Source organism: Bradyrhizobium sp. 190 (genome assembly GCF_023073415.1).
GTDB lineage: Bacteria > Pseudomonadota > Alphaproteobacteria > Rhizobiales > Xanthobacteraceae > Bradyrhizobium.
Map to the genome: position 1 here is coordinate 12,174 of NZ_JADPJL010000052.1, position 21,453 is coordinate 33,626.

General features: G+C 57.7%; 14 protein-coding genes and 3 pseudogenes. 6 read left to right on the top strand and 11 right to left on the bottom strand.

Annotated features, from left to right (window positions below):
* Positions 1-846: 846 nt before the first annotated feature.
* Positions 847-1,038: a hypothetical protein gene (locus IVB22_RS26805; RefSeq protein WP_247520253.1), complete on the top strand. Its 192-nt coding sequence runs from the start codon at positions 847-849 to the stop codon at positions 1,036-1,038.
* 485 nt (positions 1,039-1,523) lie between these two features.
* On the opposite strand, the gene IVB22_RS26810 is transcribed toward IVB22_RS26805, so the two are convergent.
* The 6 genes from IVB22_RS26810 to IVB22_RS26835 all read right to left on the bottom strand — a co-directional run bounded on the left by IVB22_RS26810 (position 1,524) and on the right by IVB22_RS26835 (position 6,436).
* Positions 1,524-2,951 carry an MmgE/PrpD family protein gene (locus tag IVB22_RS26810; RefSeq protein WP_256467458.1) on the bottom strand — a complete coding sequence of 476 codons (1,428 nt, stop codon included), beginning with the start codon at positions 2,949-2,951 and terminating at the stop codon, positions 1,524-1,526.
* A gap of 125 nt (positions 2,952-3,076) precedes the next feature.
* On the bottom strand, positions 3,077-3,292 hold the full coding sequence (locus tag IVB22_RS26815) for an AMP-binding protein (protein WP_256467459.1): 216 nt from the start codon (positions 3,290-3,292) through the stop codon (positions 3,077-3,079).
* Between the two features lie 54 nt (positions 3,293-3,346).
* The gene (locus IVB22_RS26820; RefSeq protein WP_247520256.1) at positions 3,347-4,105 is read right to left on the bottom strand and encodes an amino acid ABC transporter ATP-binding protein; all 759 of its coding nucleotides are present in this window, start codon (positions 4,103-4,105) and stop codon (positions 3,347-3,349) included.
* A gap of 94 nt (positions 4,106-4,199) precedes the next feature.
* Entirely contained in the window at positions 4,200-4,823 is a 624-nt protein-coding gene (locus IVB22_RS26825; protein WP_247520257.1) for an amino acid ABC transporter permease, read from the bottom strand.
* 20 nt (positions 4,824-4,843) lie between these two features.
* Complete coding sequence (locus IVB22_RS26830) at positions 4,844-5,563, bottom strand: amino acid ABC transporter permease (RefSeq protein WP_247520258.1); 720 nt, start codon at positions 5,561-5,563, stop codon at positions 4,844-4,846.
* Positions 5,564-5,575: 12 nt separating this feature from the next.
* Positions 5,576-6,436 carry a transporter substrate-binding domain-containing protein gene (locus IVB22_RS26835; protein WP_247520259.1) on the bottom strand — a complete coding sequence of 287 codons (861 nt, stop codon included), beginning with the start codon at positions 6,434-6,436 and terminating at the stop codon, positions 5,576-5,578.
* 711 nt (positions 6,437-7,147) lie between these two features.
* On the opposite strand from IVB22_RS26835, the gene IVB22_RS26840 reads away from it, so the two are divergent.
* The gene (locus tag IVB22_RS26840) at positions 7,148-7,762 is read left to right on the top strand and encodes a hypothetical protein (protein WP_247520260.1); all 615 of its coding nucleotides are present in this window, start codon (positions 7,148-7,150) and stop codon (positions 7,760-7,762) included.
* Positions 7,763-9,153: 1,391 nt separating this feature from the next.
* Here IVB22_RS26840 and IVB22_RS26845 read toward each other — a convergent pair.
* A complete protein-coding gene (locus IVB22_RS26845) occupies positions 9,154-9,906 on the bottom strand; it encodes an enoyl-CoA hydratase/isomerase family protein (protein WP_247520261.1) in 753 nt (250 codons plus the stop codon).
* A gap of 813 nt (positions 9,907-10,719) precedes the next feature.
* On the opposite strand from IVB22_RS26845, the gene ccrA reads away from it, so the two are divergent.
* From ccrA to IVB22_RS26870, 4 genes and pseudogenes are all read left to right on the top strand, one after another.
* Positions 10,720-12,027, top strand: coding sequence for a crotonyl-CoA carboxylase/reductase (gene ccrA, locus IVB22_RS26850; RefSeq protein ID WP_247520262.1), 1,308 nt, complete (start codon positions 10,720-10,722; stop codon positions 12,025-12,027).
* 23 nt (positions 12,028-12,050) lie between these two features.
* Positions 12,051-12,272, top strand: a pseudogene (locus tag IVB22_RS42015) (IS3 family transposase); the annotation flags it as partial.
* A 377-nt stretch (positions 12,273-12,649) separates the two neighbouring features.
* A pseudogene (locus tag IVB22_RS26860) lies at positions 12,650-13,781 on the top strand (IS3 family transposase).
* Between the two features lie 930 nt (positions 13,782-14,711).
* A complete protein-coding gene (locus tag IVB22_RS26870; protein ID WP_247520263.1) occupies positions 14,712-15,464 on the top strand; it encodes an enoyl-CoA hydratase/isomerase family protein in 753 nt (250 codons plus the stop codon).
* A gap of 65 nt (positions 15,465-15,529) precedes the next feature.
* On the opposite strand, the gene IVB22_RS26875 is transcribed toward IVB22_RS26870, so the two are convergent.
* The 4 genes and pseudogenes from IVB22_RS26875 to IVB22_RS26890 all read right to left on the bottom strand — a co-directional run bounded on the left by IVB22_RS26875 (position 15,530) and on the right by IVB22_RS26890 (position 20,978).
* Positions 15,530-15,931 (bottom strand): helix-turn-helix domain-containing protein, encoded by a 402-nt coding sequence (locus IVB22_RS26875; RefSeq protein WP_247520264.1) that lies wholly within the window; start codon positions 15,929-15,931, stop codon positions 15,530-15,532.
* Between the two features lie 404 nt (positions 15,932-16,335).
* Positions 16,336-17,700 (bottom strand): annotated as a pseudogene (locus tag IVB22_RS26880) (IS5 family transposase).
* Positions 17,701-17,907: 207 nt separating this feature from the next.
* The gene (locus tag IVB22_RS26885) at positions 17,908-18,237 is read right to left on the bottom strand and encodes a hypothetical protein (RefSeq protein WP_247520265.1); all 330 of its coding nucleotides are present in this window, start codon (positions 18,235-18,237) and stop codon (positions 17,908-17,910) included.
* Between the two features lie 272 nt (positions 18,238-18,509).
* On the bottom strand, positions 18,510-20,978 hold the full coding sequence (locus IVB22_RS26890) for a CoA transferase (protein ID WP_247520266.1): 2,469 nt from the start codon (positions 20,976-20,978) through the stop codon (positions 18,510-18,512).
* Positions 20,979-21,453 lie beyond the last annotated feature (475 nt).

Here is a 21,453-nt window from a genome sequence, read left to right on the forward strand (position 1 = left end):
TTAGCAGGCGCGCATCGTCGCAATGCCCGAAGCCGCTGTAAGCGTCAACAAGTACAGGCAGTTCGGTCAAGTCTGCTATGTGCTCCGCATCGACAAGTTGGTTCCGTGAAGTTTTGCTCCCATATCGGTGGCCGAGAGAGCGCGCAATTGACAGGGCCGATCCCGACAACGCTTGGCGATCGCCCCGGGGAGCCCGTTATGCGCCTCCATGAGAAAGGAGCGGTCGCAATTGGAGGAGACCGGAACACGAAAGAAGTCTGCACGCGACGAGCCAGCGCATCGACCAGGACCGTTGGCGACAACAGATTGTGGTTGATATTGCATGCCGAGCTCCTCGTAGGTGACGTTTGACCTGCCGACGTATCGACCGACAGGTGACATGCTTCTGTTATGTAGATCAATTACTAGGACTGGTAGTTGACTGGATCGCAGCTTGTTGCATCCTGCTATAGGATGGCGCAGAACTCGCGGTTAAACGGTGATAATCACACGAAATGTTCGCACGTTGATAGCAGAACTTCGAAAACGCACATGCTCGATCGGCGAATGCGCCGATCTAGACACACGAAGATTGTGGCCGATGGCAGGAGGGACGGAGGGACGACGTTGACAGCTTCCTCGTCCCGGCCTTTGGGCTGACGGCGGCCGACGTTGCCATCGGTCTACATGTACGATGATCACGGGGCTCGATAGCGGATCGGCGGCGAGTTCCATTCGATCACCGAGACCCCGCGTGAGCGGGTAAAATGGCTTCGCGGTGGGCGCCGAGGCAAAGTGCATTACATGAAGAGTCTGAGGCCCCCGGCCACGGTTCAGCCAAAAGAGAGGATGCAGCTTGGAATCCGAATGAGTATTCTGGTGGGCTCAGCCGATTGCACCACACTAACGCCAATCGCCGGAGCCGCCATGCGAGAGCGATGCGGCCGCATCGCGCCAAGCTATCGTTCGCTGAAAAGAGCGTTCGAATATTCGATGGAGACGATCAAATACTTCGACCCTCCCCCCAAAGAGATCCAGCTCCCCATCACAAATATATGACGATGGTCTTCTGCATTGCGGAGAGAATATCGAGTTGCGCGAAACGAAGCACGCATTCAAGCCTAACGCCGATGTGCAGCCGTTGCCCAGCAATGAAGTGCGGGCGAGAAAAAAATCGGCGCTCTTATACGCCGTCGGCCCGCACGAGGTACGATAGGCGTGCTCGCAGTTCAATGACAAAAGCCGGACGGCACTTTCGCGCGCGCTCAAAGAGGCTACTTGTGGTTGGACACTCCAGTAAGTGCTTCCGCTACATTGCTTCAGTTACATCAAAGATTGGGGGAGCAGAGGATCAGGCGCCTACTGGCTCGGAAACGAAAGGCCTTATGCTGAAGCGGTGGAATAAGTCGTGGCTGTCCACCCTTTCGACTGTTGAACGACTATCGAGTACGATGCAACAAACTTTGACTCGTTTAACAATTTGTGACTGACCTCCCGCTCAGCATAGTGTTCTCGGAGACCTACCTCGATCTCTGAATTGTTTCTCAAGCATCACGCAGCACTGATACGATCGACTCGATATCCGGTTGCGCTTCGACGTTCAACACCGCGTCGCTTAGCTCATTCGCGCGCGCTATGGATAGTCCGCTGACAACGCGAACCTTTTCAGCTACCTGCTCGTCACCCCAGGCGGTGTCGACCACCCATGGGTCGCCTGAAGCAAACTCCGTTTCAGCTTTAAGGCGCGTGCCGTCGCGCATCAAAATCGTCACGCGTGCCGGCATATTGCGCAGCTGCCCGCGCTCAATATGACTTGCGAACGTATTTCCATGATCCCATTGCTCAATGCTCACCTTCTTCCGCAACACCCTAACGGCGGGATTGTCCTCGGCTAACCAAGCCGGACCCACAGGTACTCCGAGCAGCGCCATGGCCACGGCGTGTGGAATGCTAAACTGCCGTGAACAGAACGTGCGCGGTTCAGGATTGGTAAAACGTGGAGTGCATAGCATCGTGTTTGTAGCAATTACGACGCGTTCGATCTGCTGAGGGTCGAAACTCGCCTTTCCGACGGCTCTGGAGAGGGCAGTGAGCGGTTGATGAATCCAGCGGCACGCCGGCCACGGCTTGTAGGTGATGTCAGCAAGCATCCACCGCGAGCCAAAGCCGCCGACCAGCGTATCCGGCTCGAAACGATCCGTACCGCTCATTTTGATAATGTTACGGTCGCCGTCAAAGATGGCATATAAGCCGGTCGCGCCAAGCGCGGCTGAGCGCGCTGCGAACACGCCGGTAAGTGCTCCCCAACCGGCGTCCGCGTATTTGCTATCGGGCAGATCTATGGTTTCGCCCCACATGCTCGTCACCGGCACAGGGGTATTCGAGCCAGCTATACCAAGCGTATGGCGCGCTACAGTTTCGTCCTGAGACTCCAGCTTGATTGCCGCGCCTGCTGCCGCAAATACCACCGACGCGGAGCAACTGTAGAGCTCCGGAAAGCCAGCAAGGCGACCATCCTTGATGCGCATGATGGGCCCGCATGCACTCGCCACCCGCCCGCCTAGTTCATATCCAGCGATCACCGCCTGCAGCAACTGTGAGCCGGTGGCCTTCCGCACCTCCGCTAGCGCGAGCGCGGCAACGACAGCCGCTATGCCGAAGTGATGGCCGACGGGAAAGGTATCGTCGAGGTCCATACAGTTCCCGAGACGGCCATTGGCATACAGGGCGCCCGCAAGGCTCGCGCGCACTTTGCGGCCCGCGACAGACGCGATGTTGCCCTCCCCTAAGAAATTAGCCATGCCATAGACGATCGGCGCCATGCGCGTGCGCGTGGCTGAGAGCATGCAGCCAATCGAATCGAGCAAAAGACGGCGAGCTTCGGCTTTCACACCAGCCGGCACGTCATCCATGTTGAGAGTTGAAACGAATCGAGCAACAGCGCCAGTCAGATCGGTACATGTATCTTGCATCGAAGAAGCCTTGGAGGTCGACGTTGATTTTCTTTTATGGTACGTTGGAGCAAGTGCTCAGCGGATCCTGCCCTGCCCGGGCAGCTTGACCACCGCCAGGATCTCCTGCTCTCCTAGAGCCACATTTACTGCCAGCACTGCCAACTCCTCCACTTCAGGCGCGGGGCGCCAAGCCAAGCGATCGCAAGATACAGTTCGATGTGCTCCAGCGATGAGTTCAACATTAGTCCAATGCGATCGCCCGGCTCGACAGCAGCTTCAGCCAATGCGCCCGCCACCTCCTGGACGCGGTAGTAGATCTCTTTGAAGGTCATCTGCTGTTTTTGACCCGCTCGCTGCATTCGGCCGCACGCGCCTTGGGAATTTCAGAAAGGATCTGCACGGGTATGATTCTTTCAATGGTTCAGGATGGAGCGCAGAAAGGCGCGCGTGCGCTCGGACTCGGGATTGGTGAAGATCTTTTCGGGCGAGCCCTGCTCAATGATGCGACCCGCGTCGAAGACAACAATGCGGTCTGAGACATCGCGCGCGAATCGCATCTCGTGGGTGACGATCAGCAGTGTCACCTTGCTCTCCTGCGCTAAACCTCGCACCACGTCGAGAACTTCTCCGGCGAGCTCAGGGTCCAGCGCCGAGGTAATTTCGTCGAGCAAGAGTATCTCAGGTCTTAAGATGAGCGCCCGCGCGATCGCAATGCGCTGCTGCTGACCTCCGGAAAGCTGAGCGGGATACGCATGCACCTTGTTTTCCAGGCCCACTATCCGAAGGTACTCGAACGCGCTCTTCTCCGCCTGCTCCCTCGACTGTCGCAACACGGTCGTTGGCGCCAAGATCAGGTTCTGCAACACGGTCAGATGCGGAAACAGATTGAACTGCTGGAAGACCATGCCGCACCGGCGGCGGATTCGCGCCTCTTGCGAGCCGGAGATCGGTTTGCCCGCCGCATCGAAGACGATACTCTCTCCGAAAACCCGGATATCCCCACCGGTGGGCTTCTCCAAGGTCATCGCCAGGCGCAGCACAGTCGTCTTTCCTGAACCGCTCGGTCCGATCAGGGTGACCTTCTCGCCAGGCCGCACGTGCAGGTCAAGATCCACCAGCACGCGGTGAGCACCGAAGGATTTCGAGACCTTTTCGAATTCGATCGACCACATTGCCTGCTGCGATCTGTTCGCGGATCCATCTGCCTCCATCGGGGCTGCGGCGGCCGCGGGCACGAAGGGTCCAGAGCGGCTAAATTCCACGGCGCTAAGCATATTTGACCTTGAATCTGGAAAGGAGGAAGAGGAACGGCAAATTCATGCCCAGATAGATGACGCTGGCCAAGGTGAAAGGCTCAAGATAGCGGAAGCTTTGGTCGGCAACCACAATAGCCTGCCCCATTAGCACCGGTATCCCGAGCGCAAACAGCACCGTGGTCTCTCGGAAAAGACCGAGTACATAGTTAACCAGGACAGGGAGAGACCGCTTGATCATCAACGGAACGAGCACGCGTTGCCATGTAACATACGGGCTCAAATTTAGCGCCACGCACGCGTCGCGCAGCTCAACAGGGATCGTGATAAGACTGCCTCGGTAAACCTCCGAGGAGTAGGCGGCGTAGACAATTCCTAACACAGCAATGCCAATAGGCATTGCCGGAAGGGTAATTCCCGCTTCCGGGAGCACATAGAAGGCGAAGTACAGCAGCACGAGGGCCGGCACACCTCGGGCGAGTTCAAGCCAGAAACGCACGAATGCCCGCCCGAACGCGGTGCTCACACTCTCCAAGATTGCCAGCAGCAGCCCCCCTGTTAACGCAATCGCCGAGCTCGCAAGCGTCACCAGCACGGTATAGAAAACGCCCGCCATCAGATCCGGCAGGATCTTCAAGGCAAAGCTCCAATCCCACGTCATCCGGCGGCTCCCACACTGGCATCTGCTTTGGATGCGACCCGAACCGATACGCGCGCAACTCGCAATGCACGGTTCAGCGGCAGGACCTGCTCAAGCGCGCGGAAAGCAAAGCCACAAAGAACGTTTAGGATCCAATAAAAGGCAGCAAGCAGGCAAAAGACGGTGACGGTCTCATATGTTTGGCCGCGAACAAAGTTCGCAACATAGAGCACGTCATGGACGCCGATGAAGCTCGCGATCGCGGTCCACTTGATCATGCTCCTCGCTAGACTGCCGAAAGCGGGCACGATCTGGGAGAGCGCCTGTGGCAGAACGATCTTCGTGAAACTCTGCAGTTTGCTCAGCCCAAGTGCACGACACGCATCGGTTTGCCCGCGATGCACGGCCTCAATACCAGCACGAACGATTTCAGCGCCGTACACGCCTCCATCGAGCGCAAGCACGAGGATCGCCGCAGCGAGAGGGCTCAGCCGCGGCATACCCGGCAGCAGCGGGAGCGCATAGAACACCCAGAACAGGAGAATCAGAGCCGAGGGAGCGCGAATAGCCTCGATGACGAGCATTGACGCCACCCGTAACGCCGGCGTGTCAGAGAGCCTCAGAGCGCCGAGAACGACCGCGCTGAGTGCTGCACCAACGATGATGCAAACTGATGTCCATATGGTCACCCACAGACCCTGCGCAAGCACAAGCCAGTACTCCAGAATAGCCTTCACTGCTGTTGCTCTTCACTCGCAGCTTGGCACGAGGTCACCGGCCTTGGTGAACTTGGCGATCAGCTGGGCTACCCTATCCCCGCTGGGGCCCTCGTACTTCTCGTACAGCTTCTGTATCGTGCCGTTTCTTAGCAACGGCCTGAGCTGCTCGTTGAATGCGTCGCGGAAACGCACGTCCTCTTTGCGGAACGCGATTGCAAACCCGTCCACTGGCGACTGTTCGTCGACGACCAGCTCGAGACCCTTCTGCTCCGGATTGGGGACGCCGAATTGACTAACTATAAACACGTCCACCCGACCGCCGATCACCGTAGCGCTGCCAGCCTGAACGTCAGGGACGCGCACGAGTTGCTCGGGCTTCACTCCCTGCTTCAGCACATATGCTTCCTGGGCTGACCCTGTAACCACAGCTACCTTGATGTCGGGGCTGTGTGCAAGCTGCGTGACGCCCATCAAATGCCTCGGATTCCCAGGCAGGACAAATAGCCCGGCCTGAGATGCGTAAGTGGGCGCCGAAAACACCAGTACTTCGCAGCGGGCTTCCGTGATCGCGAGATAGGCGCCAATGTAGTCGAACTGGTGAGCCAGAATTCCGGGGATCATGGCATCCCATTGCATGTGCATCGCCGTAAGCGGTGGCAGACCCATGCGTTTGAGCACCATGTTCTGCAGGTCAATATTAGGACCCGTCGCCTCTCCGCTTGGCGACACAGTCATGTAAGGGGGTAGCGAGGTAATCGCTACCCTGACTTCGCCGGTTTTGCGGATCGAAGCGATAATAGGGGCGTCAGTTTGTGCAACCGTCGGAAACGAATAGCCGGCGGTCGCGAGCAGCATCAGGAGCAGAGAAAACTTTTGGGTGACGAAATGCATGGTGGTCTCCTTCGTGTGACGATCCATGAAATTGTGGGTGAACGCCCGTACCAGCGCTATGCCCTTTTCCAAGCATTCGATTGGAAATCGGAATAGTTGATCTGCGCAGTGAATGAGCAGCTTCAGGCCAGCATTCCTCCTCTCGGTCGTAGGCGGGGGGACAGTGAGCTTCGATGTCCATCAGCTCACGTTTGAACGTGTGACCATCCTCGGAAGCTCCGAAGAAGGCGATCGACCGCAGCAGCTTGAACACGAAGGTGCATCCGCGGTTCGGTCTCGCCCAGGGACCTTGTTCCGGCGGATAGTTAACGCCTTCAGGTCACCGCGTAACTCCTAGGATGGACGATTAAGATGAGTATGTAAACCGAAAGCGATCTTGCGCCTCCTACCAGAAATGGTCGGCGGACTTCCTTCATCTTTGCTCTATTCTTCACCACCGAGACAGTCGTTTTGGTGGTGCGCTTTAAAATGTTCAGGAGAACGAAGACGTGATCTTGCCTGACAACGCATAAGCGCCTGCTAGAAGATCATGTGTCTAGAAGTGCAATCGCTACTAGCTCGGGCGACTGGTTTCGCGATTCAAGCGTCACCCTCTGTGAGTACACAGACAGGACGCGGGTAGCCCGCGCTGACCACAGAACGGGAGAGCTCTCCAGACACTTAGACCGAGCGGCGACTCGCGCATTCAAGAATCACAAGGAGGGGCCGCACATGACACGATCGATCAACAGTACAAGCTTTCCAAACGCATTGCCAGAATGCGGCCAATTACGAACCAAGGGCTCGATGGAACGACGCATCCCAATGGCGCTAGTGATAGCGGCAGCGCCGCACCTCGGTGAGTTGAAGCAAGTCATCGATCAATGCATCGATGGATCCCCGATTCATGTGATTACGACCGAATTCAAGCACAGCGTGCTTCTGGCCATCGCACTTCTGCCGGATCTCATCCTCGTTGCGTCACCACCGACACGAGATGCATTGAAAACATGTCAGCGCCTTCTTGAGAATAGCTCAACGAGAACTATTCCAATTTGCCTGATCGCGCTGGATACCGAAATGGTCAATGACGTCGCTTGTCTCTCTCTTAAGGCACCTACTAAACCGACAGCTGGCGAGCTCCCCTATCGGTTAAAAGCACGACGCGACAAGGGACTCTTCGCTGAGGATAATCATTCTGTGGCCCACGCCAAACGGCGGAAGCAACTGCTGAGCATTATTGACCTGCTTCGCAATGCGGAGGCAGAGATGGCAGAGCTAGACCTCGAAACGTCGGCGATGCTATTGGGAGCGGCGATGGCCGACGTAGCTCAACATTTGGAGTAGCGCGGCGGCGGACGCGATATCTCTGGAAACGACTACAGTCGATGGGCACACTGACTTGAAGTTCACACAGGTCGCTCGTCAACTTTGGTGCAAGTGTCGAGCGGATCCGTAGCCCATCAACTGAGCCTAGTAGCGATTCCCTCCGCGACGCGCCAAATGGCCGTTCCAGGGAGACGACGCGATTGGCAAATTTTACATTCTGTCGTACCGTTCAAGAGAGGTCCTCGCGAGCGTTGAAGACGGCTGGCCGACCTAACCAATAGGCTCTTTGTAGTTTGAGGTATTGCCGACAATGTTGGTCGACAAGAGCACCCCCGAACGATTTCACTTCTCGGCTCACAGTAATGTTCGATAGCGGATTGCCGACCTAACTTCTTGCCAGCGCGGGCAGCCGCAAGGGTGTCGAGCAGTGTCAGATTCGGCTGAGGCTGGAACATGAACTGAAGCCACGAGCCGGTGGAGCTTTGCGCCCGACTGGGAGTTGATGCATCGAGATTATGCCGCTTCACCGCGACAAGGGGTACCTCGGGGGATGATTACGGGTCGAGATCAGGCTCTTGAGGCCGTCGCGCCGCGGACGCGCCATCTTAAGCGAGTAACGGTGGACATCGCGGCTCAGAAGGCCATTTCTTCCAAACGACGCAGCTGCGGTGATCAGGGGCTCAATCGCCTAAACCGCGAGCATGGCGCGCGGCTCCAGCGGTTGGATCTGCACATCGTCAATCGGGTTGCGATGATGAGCTCCCATTATAGCCAAGGTAAGTAGCAGCACACGGGCCACCGTCAACAATAAAGCCTGCTGCCGAAATGCCGCCCTAGCCTGCCCCGTTCGCGAGATCGGCCGCAAGCTCGTCAGCCAGTCAAATGGGGGACTGCATTCGAACTATCGCCGATTTGCGGAGCAACGATCAGCTACGTTGGACAGAAGCACTAGCGTCTCGCATCGGGTCAACTGTGCAGGGCGGGCAGCCAGGAAATCATTGTCGCCGAACTCGCAGTCCTTCATTAGCATCCCCTTTTCGCGCAACACCGTTCGGAAAATCAGACGTTTGATCAAGGTTGCGGACCTTGAGCAGATGCTGCCTTTCGATCGTATCGTACAGAGTGAGCCGAATCAGCGCTGCCGTCACCCGTTGTCGCTACGAACTCTTGCAAGGTGCATCTGCTGAACGCAGTAGCTTCGGTCGACGATGAGAGTCGACCAATCTTCCCGGTGATGATGCGCCCCTTGCCTACTTGTTGAGGCTTCGGATTACGTAAAGGGAGTAGATTCTCCTAAGGGAGTCGCTAGCCATGGCACGCCCTGTATCAGGTTAGATCAAGTGGATGATCGGCAACGTCATGGCGAGGGTACTTGCCAAGGGCCCTTTTTCTCCCTTGAATTCTGGCCGCTATCGTCGCAGAACCCGTGAAAAATGGGCCTGGGCGGAGTTGCTAAGGAACCCGTCTAAAAGAATACTGATCGCTCTCGGCGTCAGCTCCCGCAGCCCTGCGATGAAGGAACGGTTCACAGACTCTTTCGTTCGCCGATAACTGACTTCCGGATAGGCGCCAAGGATCGCAGCCCGAGAGATGGCCCTCTCGACGACCTCCTTCGTCTCAGCAATCTCATGGAAGAATTTGTGTTCTGCGGCCCATTCGACCGGCACAACCTCGGAACCGAAGATAATGTCCGACATCGCCGCGCGCCCGACCGATTTCTCCAGCATGTAGGCCCCAATTGGGCAAGCCAGACCTTGCTTAAGTTCCCAGCCGAGCGCCTTGGTTGTTGGGGTTCCTACGCGCCAATCACAGCAAAGCGCCATCTCGAGTCCAGCGCCTATGGCGTATCCGTCCATTCCCGCTATGGTAGGTTTTGTCACGCTGAGAATCGCAACATAAAGCCCTATTATTCGGTCTAACAAGTCCTCAACGTCGGCCGACGTCTTAACTTCCCTTGCTTCGTTGAAATCATCACCGACGCAGAAAGAGCGGTGCACTCCACCAGTAAGGACCATCGCCTTCACTGCGGGTTCGTCCTGGACCAATCGACAAGTCTCGAAGATCCCTCGCTCAAGTTCTCGGTTGAGCGGGTTTAACGGCTTTTCTCGATTGAACTGCGCCACCAGGACGCCACCCCTCGTGTAAACGTTTAGCGCTGCCATGCACTTCTCCCATAAGTGTGAGCCGTCGTCGTTTCGGCTGCGGAACGGCTCAGCCTAAATCGTCATGCAACCTACTCAACTCTTACCGGAGCTGGTCTAATCACGTGTTTCTGGTCGCGGCGGCTCTTCTCGAATGCCTTCTAGGCTTATCGATCTTTTCGAGCCAAGACAACGATGAACTTCTCATTTTAGATGTCTTGATTCGTTGATAATTCTCTCGTTAGATGTATCTTTGCTCTTCACCAATGGACGGGATTGATCGGTCAAAGAGCAATTCGCGATCAAGAATGGGCCCGCAGCGCTTAATTAGCAGGACGCGACCGCGCGGAGCCTCTTGGGCCGCTCAGGGCCGCGCTGCCTCGGCAATAATCGGAGGAAGGATGTTCTGGATCGAGACACCCGAAGAAGCACCTGTATGCCTATGCGCGGGGACCGTAGATACGGAAAGCTCTAGGCGAGAAGATATCGTGCGCCTGATTGCACGTGTCGCCCGATCGCTTCAAGCCCGAAATCAGCTTGCTTCGGCCTCTGGCCGATGCGGTAGGATTTGGAAGACCAATGGACACTCGTAGCACAGTAGCCGCACGGACAAGAAGCCATGCTCTAGGCAAGGCGCTTCGCGGCTCTTGTGACTTGCGGAGCTTGAGACGCCGGACGGCGATCTCCGCAGCTGACTGCAAAAGTCCTGCGGCCAAGTGGCCTCGTCCAACTGATCATATAGCGGCCGCAGGCGATCGCCTGACGTCCGTTGCGGAGAGCCGAGCGTGATGAACCGGCTTCGTTGCGCTTGTTAACATTTGACAGGAGGTACACATGAGCGGAATCAATCAACAAGGTGACTATGATAGGTTAGTGGCAAGCTATGATCGGCCGATCGAGAAGGATCTTTATGAAATAGGGGAAATTCCGCCATTGGGTCATGCACCGAAGCATATGTACGCTTGGGTGATACGCCGGGAGCGGCATGGGGATCCAGAAAATGCAATGCGACTGGAGGTAGTCGACACGCCCGTCCTAGGACAAGAGGACGCCTTGGTTATGATTATGGCGGCAGGGGTAGGCTATAATGGTGTTTGGGCGTCCCTCGGGCAGCCAATTTCGCCGCTCGACCTGCACGGGCACTCCCATCACATCGCAGGCTCCGATGCTGCGGGAATTGTTTGGGCGGTCGGTGATCGCGTTAAGAAATGGAAGGTGGGCGACGAGGTGGTTCTCCATTGCCATCAGGACGACGGCGATGATGTCGAGTGCAATGGCGGCGATCCCATGTTCTCACCTTCTCAGAGGATCTGGGGTTATGAAACTCCAGACGGATCCCTTGCGCAATTCGCACGCGTTCAATCGCGTCAGTTATTACCCCGGCCAACGCACCTAACTTGGGAGGAGAGCGCATGCTATGCGGGCACGCTGGCCACAGCATACAGGATGTTGCTTGGTCACCGCCCACACGAAATCCGACCAGGCCAAAACGTTTTGGTGTGGGGTGCGGCTGGCGGGCTTGGCTCGATGGCAGTCCAACTCGTAACCGTGACGGGTGCCAACGCGATTGGCATCGTTTCCGATGAGTCGAAGCGTGATTACGTAATGTCATTGGGGGCCAAGGGCGTGATAAATCGGAGAGAGTTCGACTGTTGGCGTCGACTTCCCGAGATCCAGGAAACCGCTATATACAGCGAATACATGAAGGAGGTGCGCCGCTTCGGAAAGGCCATTTGGGAGATCACAGGAAAGGGCAACGACGTCGATATTGTCTTCGAGCACCCTGGAGAAATGACATTTCCAGTGAGCTGCTATGTCGCGAAACGCGGCGGAATGGTCGTCTTCTGTGGTGGGACCTCAGGTTACTACCTTACGATGGATGCTCGCTTCATCTGGATGCGACAGAAAAGAATTCAGGGTAGCCACTTCGCGAATCCATATCAAGTGCGGGAAGCGAACCGGCTTGTTGTTGAACGGCGCATAGATCCCTGCTTGTCCGAAGTCTTCACGTGGGCCGAAATTCCGCGCGCTCACAGGAAAATGTGGAAGAACCAGCACCAGCCTGGAAACATGGCGGTTCTTATCCAAGCAGGTGCGGCGCAGCCAGGAAGCATTCGTGCCGCGAGTTTGTCTCGGCCGTGATCGCCAGCCAGTTTCCTAGCTGCGTGGCTCAGGCTCGCATTGCCCTCGGATGCTGGCAGGCCAATTCCAATGATATACGACTACACTCGCAGCTAGGATGGAGAGCCCCGTCCGAGTTCGCGTTGACCTGCCACCCGCGCCGGGATCTGGCGCTGCGCTATGCCTAGGGCTCCGCGCCAGCTCCCGTCGCTACCACCGCGCGTCAGGGCAAACCCACCAGCCGGGGCGAACTCAGGACTAGATAAAACTTTGGCTCTCTAACTAGAACTAGGGCGCCCACTGAGTAGGCGCAGCGAGATTCGCGGCGGCGAGTTGGAGGAATGCCAGTATGCTCGCGCCGAGCTTTTTGTATTGGTGGCGATCGGTAACCGCTTAACTTGTGAAGAGCGTTGCAAGTGGTTGCGCTCGCGATAGATATCTTTCGCCCGCTCTTGCGTCGATCATGTTCGGAAAGTTTTGAATAGCCTGCGCGCGTTGAGCTGCGATCTGAGGCAGTTCCGTCGTAGGGTTTGTTGGTGATCACCATCTGTGCCTCAGAGCCGGTTCCGGAAATCTGAACAAGGCGATAAGTGGAGTTTCTGCCTGACGGCGGGCAAGATTGGCCCGCGAATCAGGAGAGACTATGAGCAGACGAGCACGCCGGAATCACTCACCGGCCTTCAAGGCGAAGGTGGCGCGGGCAGCCAACAAGGGCGACCGGACGATAGCCCAACTGGCCGAGCACTTTGATGTCCACCCCAATCAGATTACGGCGTGGAAATCGCAGCTTGAGGGCAATGCTTCCGAGATTTTCGGACCCGGAGGCGGGCCGCCGGCCGCGCCTGCAGTCGATGTGAAGTCGCTGCATGCCAAGATCGGAGAGCTGACGCTGGAGAACGATTTTTTAGAAGGAGCGCTCACCAAGGCGGGATTGCTGAGCGCAAAGCGATGATCGACCGTGGACACGATCTGTCGATCACCAGGCAGACGGAAGTTTTGAAGATCAGCCGCGGCAGCGTTTATTATCTGCCGCGCCCGGTGTCGTCCGCCGACCTCGCGATCATGCGGCATCGGATCGGCTGCACCTGGAGTTTCCCTTCGCCGGTTCGCGGATGTTGCGAGGCCTGCTGGCTTTGCAGGGATGCAAGATCGGCCGCCGGCATGTGAAGACGCTGATGCGGCGGATGGGGATAGAGGCGCTCTATCGCCGTCCGCGCACCACCAAGCCCGAACCGGGCCACAAGATCTATCCGTATCTGCTGCGCGGCATGGAGATCACGCGCCCGAACCAGGTTTGGGCCATGGACATCACCTACATCCCGATGGCACGCGGCTTCGTGTATCTCGCTGTCGTCCTCGACTGGGCGACCCGCCGGGTTCTGTCGTGGCGGCTGTCGATCACGATGGAGGCGGCGTTCTGCGTCGAGACGCTGGAGGACGCCCTCGCTCGTCACGGCAAGCCCGAAATCTTCAATACCGACCAGGGCTCTCAGTTCACCGGCGCGGCCTTCACCGGCGCGCTCGCCAGCAACGGCATCGCCATCAGCATGGATGGCAAAGGAGCATGGCGGGACAACGTGTTCGTCGAGCGGCTGTGGCGCAGCGTCAAATACGAGGAGGTCTATCTGCGGGCCTACGAAACCGTTGGCGAGGCACGACATTCGATCGGCCGGTATCTCGACTTTTACAACGGCAGGCGTCCTCATTCGAGTCTTGACGACATAACCCCGGATCAAGCCTACTTCACCCAACCGCCATTCCGCTTGGCGGCCTAACCCCGGCAGACGCTCCACTTATCGACGCGGAGATTCTGTTCAGACAAGCGGGACCGGCTCTCTCCATCTGTGCTTTAGCGATCCGTGCGCGAGTGGATTTTCATCGACAGCCCGCCGCGGCTTCGCGCCACAGAGCCGATGTCACTCTTTTTGGCGCTAGAGGTGTGTTGGTGGACGCGCACGATAGGGCTGCCTACTCATCTGTAGCCTGCTCTGATGACTTGTGTCGGGGCGTTCATCCATCGGGTCCAGTCGCCCGGTTCACGCGATTGAAGTGGTTGTAAGCTGTTGTATAGAGACGGCAGCGCTCAGGCAGGTCCCGCAAGAACGCTCCCGTGTGCAGCACCCCAGAGGTGCCGTTCACCGCCGGTCTTCCTTGCGCGTCCGTGCCTGATGTCCCTTCGAGAGAACAGGTTGAAATGGGGATGCACTGCAAATCCATCAAGTTGTAGCGCATGACCGCTCCCCCAAACCATTGGGGATCAGCATTCGTCGCTTTGCGCTACTGTGTTGAGTAAACCATATAGACTCAGCACCCAATTTGGATGGTCTCAGGCGATTTTCGCCGAGCCGCCCCACGACAACCAGCTCGCCCGTCGGCACTTCACGTGCTAATTCGCTCGCGAACTTGGTGTCAGCGGACGCCTCTTACCTTTCAGCGGACGGAAACAGGTCGGCGCCAGCCTAATTCTTAGGACGGGAGCAGACATGTACTTCGCGAACCTTATTCGGCACGACCTCTTGCCAATCGAGTAGCTGCGGATGCGCCGGATTAAGCAGCGCACGGGAGCGCGATGGCACTCTCACATTAGGTGTATTATTGTATTGATACGTTCTCTCGTTAGATGTATTAATGTGATCCCGACTTCTGAGTTTCAATGCGGTGAGGTACCGCATCCTCGCAGATGCAAGCGACTGATTGGAGAAACCATGGCAATTCTAGAAACGGAAGCTCGAGGCGCGGTTCTGCTGGCGCGGTTCAACCACGCCAACGCTCATAATCCGATGAGTCTGGAACTCGAGAACGCCATTCGCTCCATATGCCAAGAGACAGACGACAACCCAGCTATACGGGCTTTAGTATTGACAGGGGGGAATGATCGATCTTTTTGCGCCGGTGGTGATTTTAAAGAGGTGGCCCAGTTTTCCGGACGGGCGGCGGTGGAGGCGTATATCGAAAGGGTGATTGATTTCTATTCTACGATACTCAAAGTCACTAAGCCGACGGTTGCGGCGGTCGGCGGATACGCAATAGGCCTCGGCTTTCAGCTCGCGCTATGTTGCGATTGGCGCGTCGGATCGCCGGGAACCAAGCTGCTTATGTGGGAATTGAAGCACGGAATAGCTTGTATAGTCGGCAGCTATATGCTGGAGAGTCTCGTGGGTCGAGCAGCAACATCTGATGTCATTTATGGGTGCGAGGCCGTGCCAATTTCGTGGGCGGCAGGCCACAAATTGATTCATGAGGTGGCTGATACGAGCAATCTCGTGGAGGTGGCTATCGCGCGAGCGCAGACTCTCAGTGAATTCCCGGAAATCACTTTCCGGCGAACGAAGGAGTCAGTGAATCAGCGGTTTATCGATGGCTTGCACGACATCGCGCTGGAAGCGAAGGAAGCACATGTTGCTGGTGTTGCGAGCAGAGCCTCCGAGAAACACCTAAAACGAGTGCTAAAGCACTAGCCGAAGCAGCTGCAGAAAGGTCGTAACGCATGTTATCCCACAGGGATCCGAACCTGGCCGCGGTTCTATCGCCTTGGACTCGACTTCGATAGTTTTGCGACCAAGGAGACAATATCCGCTCGAGCATCCTCATCCTTGATCTTCATGAAAGCCGTGACAAGCTCCAGCACCTGTTTTGCCAACTTCCCCTTTTGCGCGCCGAGTGTCGTAGACAGATCGGAAAGTGGCGACCGTCGCAGCGATTCGCGTTTGTCAATTTCGTAGAAATGTGAAATGGGCGTGTTCAGTGCCCGGGCAATTTCGTAAAGCCGACTGGCCGGCACTCTACTTGTGCCATTCTCGTGCTTCTGCAGCTGCTGAAAAACTATATCCAGCCGACTCGCGAGTTCCTTCTGACTGAGGCCGATTCGCTTTCGCTGAGTTCGAATGCGTTCGCCAATTCTCGCGTCAAGGACGTTGTATGCCACAATTAGGTCCGGCCTTTTTGTTTTTCTACGTCAACAAATTGGATAATAACATTTCCAAATAGTTCGTTCAATCTTGACGGTTCTATGAGGTCGCGGACAGGAGCGTGCCGCGGGTGGGCGAGCTCCGAGAAGCTGGATTGAACGACCCACTGCACAGGCCCGAGCAACGGCGAGAATCGAAGCTACGTGTAGATGCTGTCGGCATCATCGTTACCGACCCTACCGGTCTGTCCATTCGACGTGCCCTACTCGCGATGTGAGAAGGCGGCTGGCATGGGACTCAATGGCGCGCCGGCGGCTTCGTTCAATGTTGAAAATGGGATTGCAGGCTTTCAGGCCCTCAAACCGCAAAGGAGGCCCTCGCGCCAGGAAAATACAGCCCGCTCAAGGCTTGGTGAGATTTTTCAGTCGTCCGTGAAGAACGTGGATTTCAGCTTGGGACGAGCTGAAGGTCGGATGATGAGCTGGGCGAGGATTTGGCGCAAAGAAAGCTCCAGCCAGGCGGAGGAGACGCCGGAAGTTGTAGCCGGTGGCGGCGAGGACGGCATTGGCCGCATCGCCCTAGCGGTGCCAAAGATAGTTCCGGCCCATCCGATGTTCGGATTTAAGGTGGCCGATGACCGGCTCGATGGCCGAGCGCCGGCGCAACTCACGTTTGATCTTGGGCGTCCCCCCGCTTCTGGCCTGAGATGAACAACCTGAACTTGTATTCGGGGTGGGGTATTGTGGCCACGATAGCCTTTGTCGAACGAAACGCTCGATGATGTTGCCGATCAGCGTCCGCATGTCCGGCACGGTTTTGAGCGTGTGGCCGCCATAGGGGGTGCCGGGCAGCGCCTTCACATGGGTGACGAACTGACCGCCGCAGACCGGCGCCAGCGTGGTGGCGACGAACGCCGAACTCGTAAGGCCGGTGGGCCTTGCCCTTGCCAATGCACTCCACCTCCGGCGCGTGCAACGAGTAGACCTTCGATCCACGCTGGTGCCGCTTCTGGTCGAGCACCCGTCGCGCCAGCGCCAGCATGCGGCCGAGGACAATCTCACCGAGCAGGTCGGTGCGGCCTTCGATCTTGCGGGTGATGTCGCGGATGACGCGGCCGAGATAGGTTCGGAGCGTCTTCAGGGCCCTGTTGGCGCGCTTGAACTGCTTGGCGTGGGCATAGCGCTGATGCTTGATCAGGGCGAACTTGCCCACCCGCGCATAGGATTGCCGCAACGCGAGGCCCTGCCGCTTGGCCAGCCGGACCAGGATCTCGCGCGCCCGGTTCAGAAGCCGCGCATCGGTCGGGAACATCACGTTCTTGGGCTGCACCGTGGTGTCGACGATGACGCGGTTGAGGTCGGACGGCTTGATCGCCCCGTTTTGGTGGCGACCGAGAGGCTCTCCTGCAGCAGCACTTGCAGCTTCTCCTCGCCCATGCGTTGGCGCCAGCGGGTCAGCGAGGAGCGGTCGAACACCAGGCGGTGCTGGAAGAACTCCTCGCCACAGAAGTACTGGTAATAGGGGTTCTCAATCCAGCGCTCGCACAACACCTCATCGGAGAGGTCGTAAGTGTGCTTGAGGATTGCCAGACCCGCCATCAGCCGCGTCGGCAGCGGCGGCCGGCCCGGAGCTTGTCCTCGTAGACCGCGCCGAACCGTTCCTCGAGAAATGACCAGTCGATCGTCCGCGCCAGCTTCACCAGCGCATGGTTCATGTCGATGATCGCGTCCAGCCGCGAGCGCAGAAGATCGGCCTGTCCGCTGTCCCGTCGTTCCTTCCGTCGCATCGTCCTCCCCGATGTGACGATGGAATCCCGACGCGCGATTCGACAAAATCCTGAAAATGAAACTGCAAGCTTTCAGGCCCTCAGACCCAAAAAGCTTGCAATCTCAAACCTCTCTCCGCCCCTAGACGCTCTCCACGCAGACAGCGGCGGTAGCGGCAGGCCATTTTGTTCGAAGCCCAGCTCCCATCGATGAAGACAAGTCGCTCGCTATCCAGCCCGTGCGAGCCGTTTAGCAAATCCTGCCGCCGCTTCACGGCATCCGGCCGGTCCTGCTCGCTGACGTGCGCGGTCTTTTTCTTGCGCGAAATGCCGTTTTTGCCAGGTTCCGGCGTAGCTCTCGATTGCCATATCCAGCGTTGTTGCCTTCAGCATCGCAAGAATCGTCTCCTTGTGTGCCTCGGTGCGGCCGGACCGGCGCGCATCGCTCTGCTGGCCTTCGAGCGTTCGCTGTCGGCTCACACTCGCCTCGCTCACTCCAAACCACTCGCCCACCTCTCGCTGCAGTGCGCCCGGCTTCACCGCAAGCAGGAACCTCAACCGAAGATCCAGCGAAAAGAGCCTAGGATACGCCTCCGCCTTCAGGCCTTGCAGGCACTTTGAATCCTCTCGCAACTGATTGTGAACTCCTTCGATTGTCGGGGAATGCTCTAGTTATTATTCGAGGCGATTAGCTTTTACAGGGGATTTGTGCTACGCTATTCCGCCTTCCGGAAGTTCGGACCGGACCTAGCCACCGTGAATTTCTGATCAGCGGTCGAGAATCTGCCGAGCCTGCGGAGTACCTAAAACACGCTGGTAGCGCCGATCTGTCAGTTTGGCGATAGCATCTTTGTTTTTGCGAGCTCGCGTTCGGAAAGCATCGCCGTACCGATGATGCCCTCCCGCAGCAGCTGATTGATCTCGTCGTCGGAGAGGCCGAGCAGCCCCGAGAGGATCTCTCCGTTATGCTGTCCGAGCGTCGGCGCCGCTGTGCGAATGGCATAGGGCCCTGCACCTTCGCGAATCGGTAGCGAGGGCTGCGGATGCAAGCCGATGAAAGCGCGTTCGATTTCCTGCAAAAATCCACGCGACCTGAGATGCTGATCGTTGAGCAGGTCAATTGGCAGGCGGGCCACGCCGGCCGCAATCTTAGCGGCCTGCAACTTGGACATGGCCTGATCCGCATCGAGGGCGAGCGTCCAGGCCTCTATCCCTTTCTCGATGACGTCCTGTACACGACGACGAGCTTCCGCAGTTTTCAGCGTTGCGTCCTTCGCCCAGTCTGGCCGGCCAATAAGCAGCGCAAGCCTCTCCCACATGTGCTCGTCGGTCGCCGCGATCACGATCCAGTTGTCATCACCCGCACACCGGAAGCAGCCATGCGGCACGAACTGGGGATGTCGATTGCCGTACTTTGGGGGCGGCATACCGTCTGTCGAGTGGAGCGCGATCCATGGCGCCGCAAACGGCATCATGCATTCGATCTGCGCCAGGTCAATGAACTGCCCCTGCCCGGTGGTGCGGGCGTGAATCAGAGCGACCAGAACTGCAGCGCAGCCGTTCAACCCGCCGACGGGATCCCCGAATGCGATGTGGCTCATAACAGGGGGCCCGTCGGGGTTTCCGATCACGCTCGGCAACCCTGAACCCTGCTCCAGGGTCGAGCCGTAGGCCCGACAATCGCGATGGACGCTGTCCGCACCAAAGGCTGACATCGACATCATGATCAGCCGAGGGTTGAGCGTTCTGAGCACGTCGTAACCCAGTCCGAGCTTTGGCAGCACATCGACTGAATAATTGTTGACGACGATATCGGCCTTCGCCACAAGCCGTTTGGCTAGGGCGAGGCCGTTCGGCCGCGTCAGATCGAGTGTGATACCGCGCTTGTTGCGATTCATGACGCAGAAGCGCACCGTCTTTTCGTACGTCTGGCTGTCCACGTAAGCAGGGCGCCGGTCAACACCGCGCCACCAGTCCGGATATTGGATGGCCTCGATCTTAATGACGTCCGCGCCGAGATCAGCCAGCGTGCGCGTACACAACGGGCCCGCCCAGCCCATCGAGAAGTCGGCTACGCGAACCCCCTGCAATGGGAGCCGGCCGGCCATGCAATCCGATGCCGGCGGTGGCGCGAGGGACAGATGCGTTCGAGTATTCGCAAAAGCCTGCTGCTCGCCCGGAGCCGAAACGTTTCCGCCCCGGCGCGGCGGCGTCAATGTCAGTCGTTGCATCGAACCAGCCGTCAGAATATCTTCTTCGCCAATCAGGAGAGGCACGATTGCGCCGCGCGCCTTCTTCTCCGTGTCCTGCAGTAGATTGGATATTTCGGGCACCGGCACGATCGGTATTTTCCGCTTCAACCCTTCCACAAACCACTCCTCCGCTGTCTTCGTCTTCAACTTTGGTATGAACTGTCCTTCGATCTCTTCCGCGTGCTGCAGACGATCTTCGCCGAGGACCAGAGCGGGATCATCCCGCAATTCGGACAGGCCGAGCATGTCGCAGAATGCGCGCCATTGTGCCGGCGTTACCGTCGTAACCCCGAGCCAACCTTTTTTTGTTTCGTAAATGCCGACCGGAAAGCCCGGCCAGAAGCGATTAATGCCAATCCTGTGCATCACGTTGCCGCGCGCAAACGCCTCTAACATGAGATACTCGCTCAGAGCGAGGGTCGATTCGAAAATGCTGAGCGACCACGACCGCCCCGCCCCACCCTGCATTCGCGCAACTGCCGAAGAAAGCGCGGCAATGAATCCCCACAAGCCGGCTAAGATACCCGTCTGGAAATCCGGTGCGTGTAACGGCGCGCCCTCAACGGGTCCAGCCAGCTTGATGAGGCCGGCAAGCGCGCGGACGGTCGAATCGGTGGCGGCGAATTCTGCATAGGCTCCCTCGCGACCGAACCAGCTCGCTTCGAGGTAGATCAAACCGGAGCGCCGCCGCCGGATTGCATCGATATCAATGGACGGGCAATCTGCTGAATCAACATCCCGGCCATCGACCAAAATGTCGCAATTCTCGATCAGTGCTGTCAGCCGTGTGATCGCATCGGGCTCGCCGGCATCGATGATGACGCTTGACTTGTTGAAGTTCAAGAATGCGAACCACACGCTCTGGCCACCGAGGGTTAGTGGCGCGCTGCGCCGAAGTGGATCGCCTAGTGGTGGCTCAACCTTCTGAACATCAGCGCCGAAGTCGGCAAACAGCCTCGCGCAATAGCTGGTTGCAGCCGAGCTACCGATCTCGATGACCCGCAGATGCGATAATACTCCGATCGAAGGCTGCATTTTCTTAGCCATTCCATTACTCCGAAAACTCAGATGCGACGAGCGAGCTATGGCCAGCGCTTTGCGGCTGGCACGAAAGGGAGGCACTGGACCTAGCGCAGATCTTATCCAGAGTCGTCTCCGCGGCGTCGATGTTAATCCCGAATACCGAAGCGATCGAATTAGGCCCTGCCGTTCGCAGAAACCCCACGGTTTTGTTTGTTCCTGTCTAGCACTGCGCGTCGACGCGCGCGCAGTCGTCGACAGATCGTCGCCAGACATCAGCAAGGACCGTGCCAACGCGGACCGGAATGAAAAAATAAGCGGGTTTACAATTAGATAGCGCGCGCTCCGCTCACAGGGGTAGTGTTGCGAACTCGACGTTACGGCGCATCTAACAACACGAACGTTTGTTCTTGTTGGAAACAAAACAATACCGCACTGTGCGCAGCGGCTTGCACCCGCGAATTCCTCACGATCCAGAGTCGCGCCGCCAAACCGAGTCGTG

Coding starts and splice junctions, on each gene's coding strand:
- IVB22_RS26815 (WP_256467459.1), bottom strand. CDS start 3,292: ATGCAGCGAGCGGGTCAAAAACAGCAGATGACCTTCAAAGAGATCTAC.
- IVB22_RS26820 (WP_247520256.1), bottom strand. CDS start 4,105: ATGTGGTCGATCGAATTCGAAAAGGTCTCGAAATCCTTCGGTGCTCAC.
- IVB22_RS26835 (WP_247520259.1), bottom strand. CDS start 6,436: ATGCATTTCGTCACCCAAAAGTTTTCTCTGCTCCTGATGCTGCTCGCG.
- IVB22_RS26845 (WP_247520261.1), bottom strand. CDS start 9,906: ATGGCAGCGCTAAACGTTTACACGAGGGGTGGCGTCCTGGTGGCGCAG.
- IVB22_RS26810 (WP_256467458.1), bottom strand. CDS start 2,951: ATGCAAGATACATGTACCGATCTGACTGGCGCTGTTGCTCGATTCGTT.
- IVB22_RS26840 (WP_247520260.1), top strand. CDS start 7,148: ATGACACGATCGATCAACAGTACAAGCTTTCCAAACGCATTGCCAGAA.
- IVB22_RS26890 (WP_247520266.1), bottom strand. CDS start 20,978: ATGGCTAAGAAAATGCAGCCTTCGATCGGAGTATTATCGCATCTGCGG.
- ccrA (WP_247520262.1), top strand. CDS start 10,720: ATGAGCGGAATCAATCAACAAGGTGACTATGATAGGTTAGTGGCAAGC.
- IVB22_RS26870 (WP_247520263.1), top strand. CDS start 14,712: ATGGCAATTCTAGAAACGGAAGCTCGAGGCGCGGTTCTGCTGGCGCGG.
- IVB22_RS26805 (WP_247520253.1), top strand. CDS start 847: ATGAGTATTCTGGTGGGCTCAGCCGATTGCACCACACTAACGCCAATC.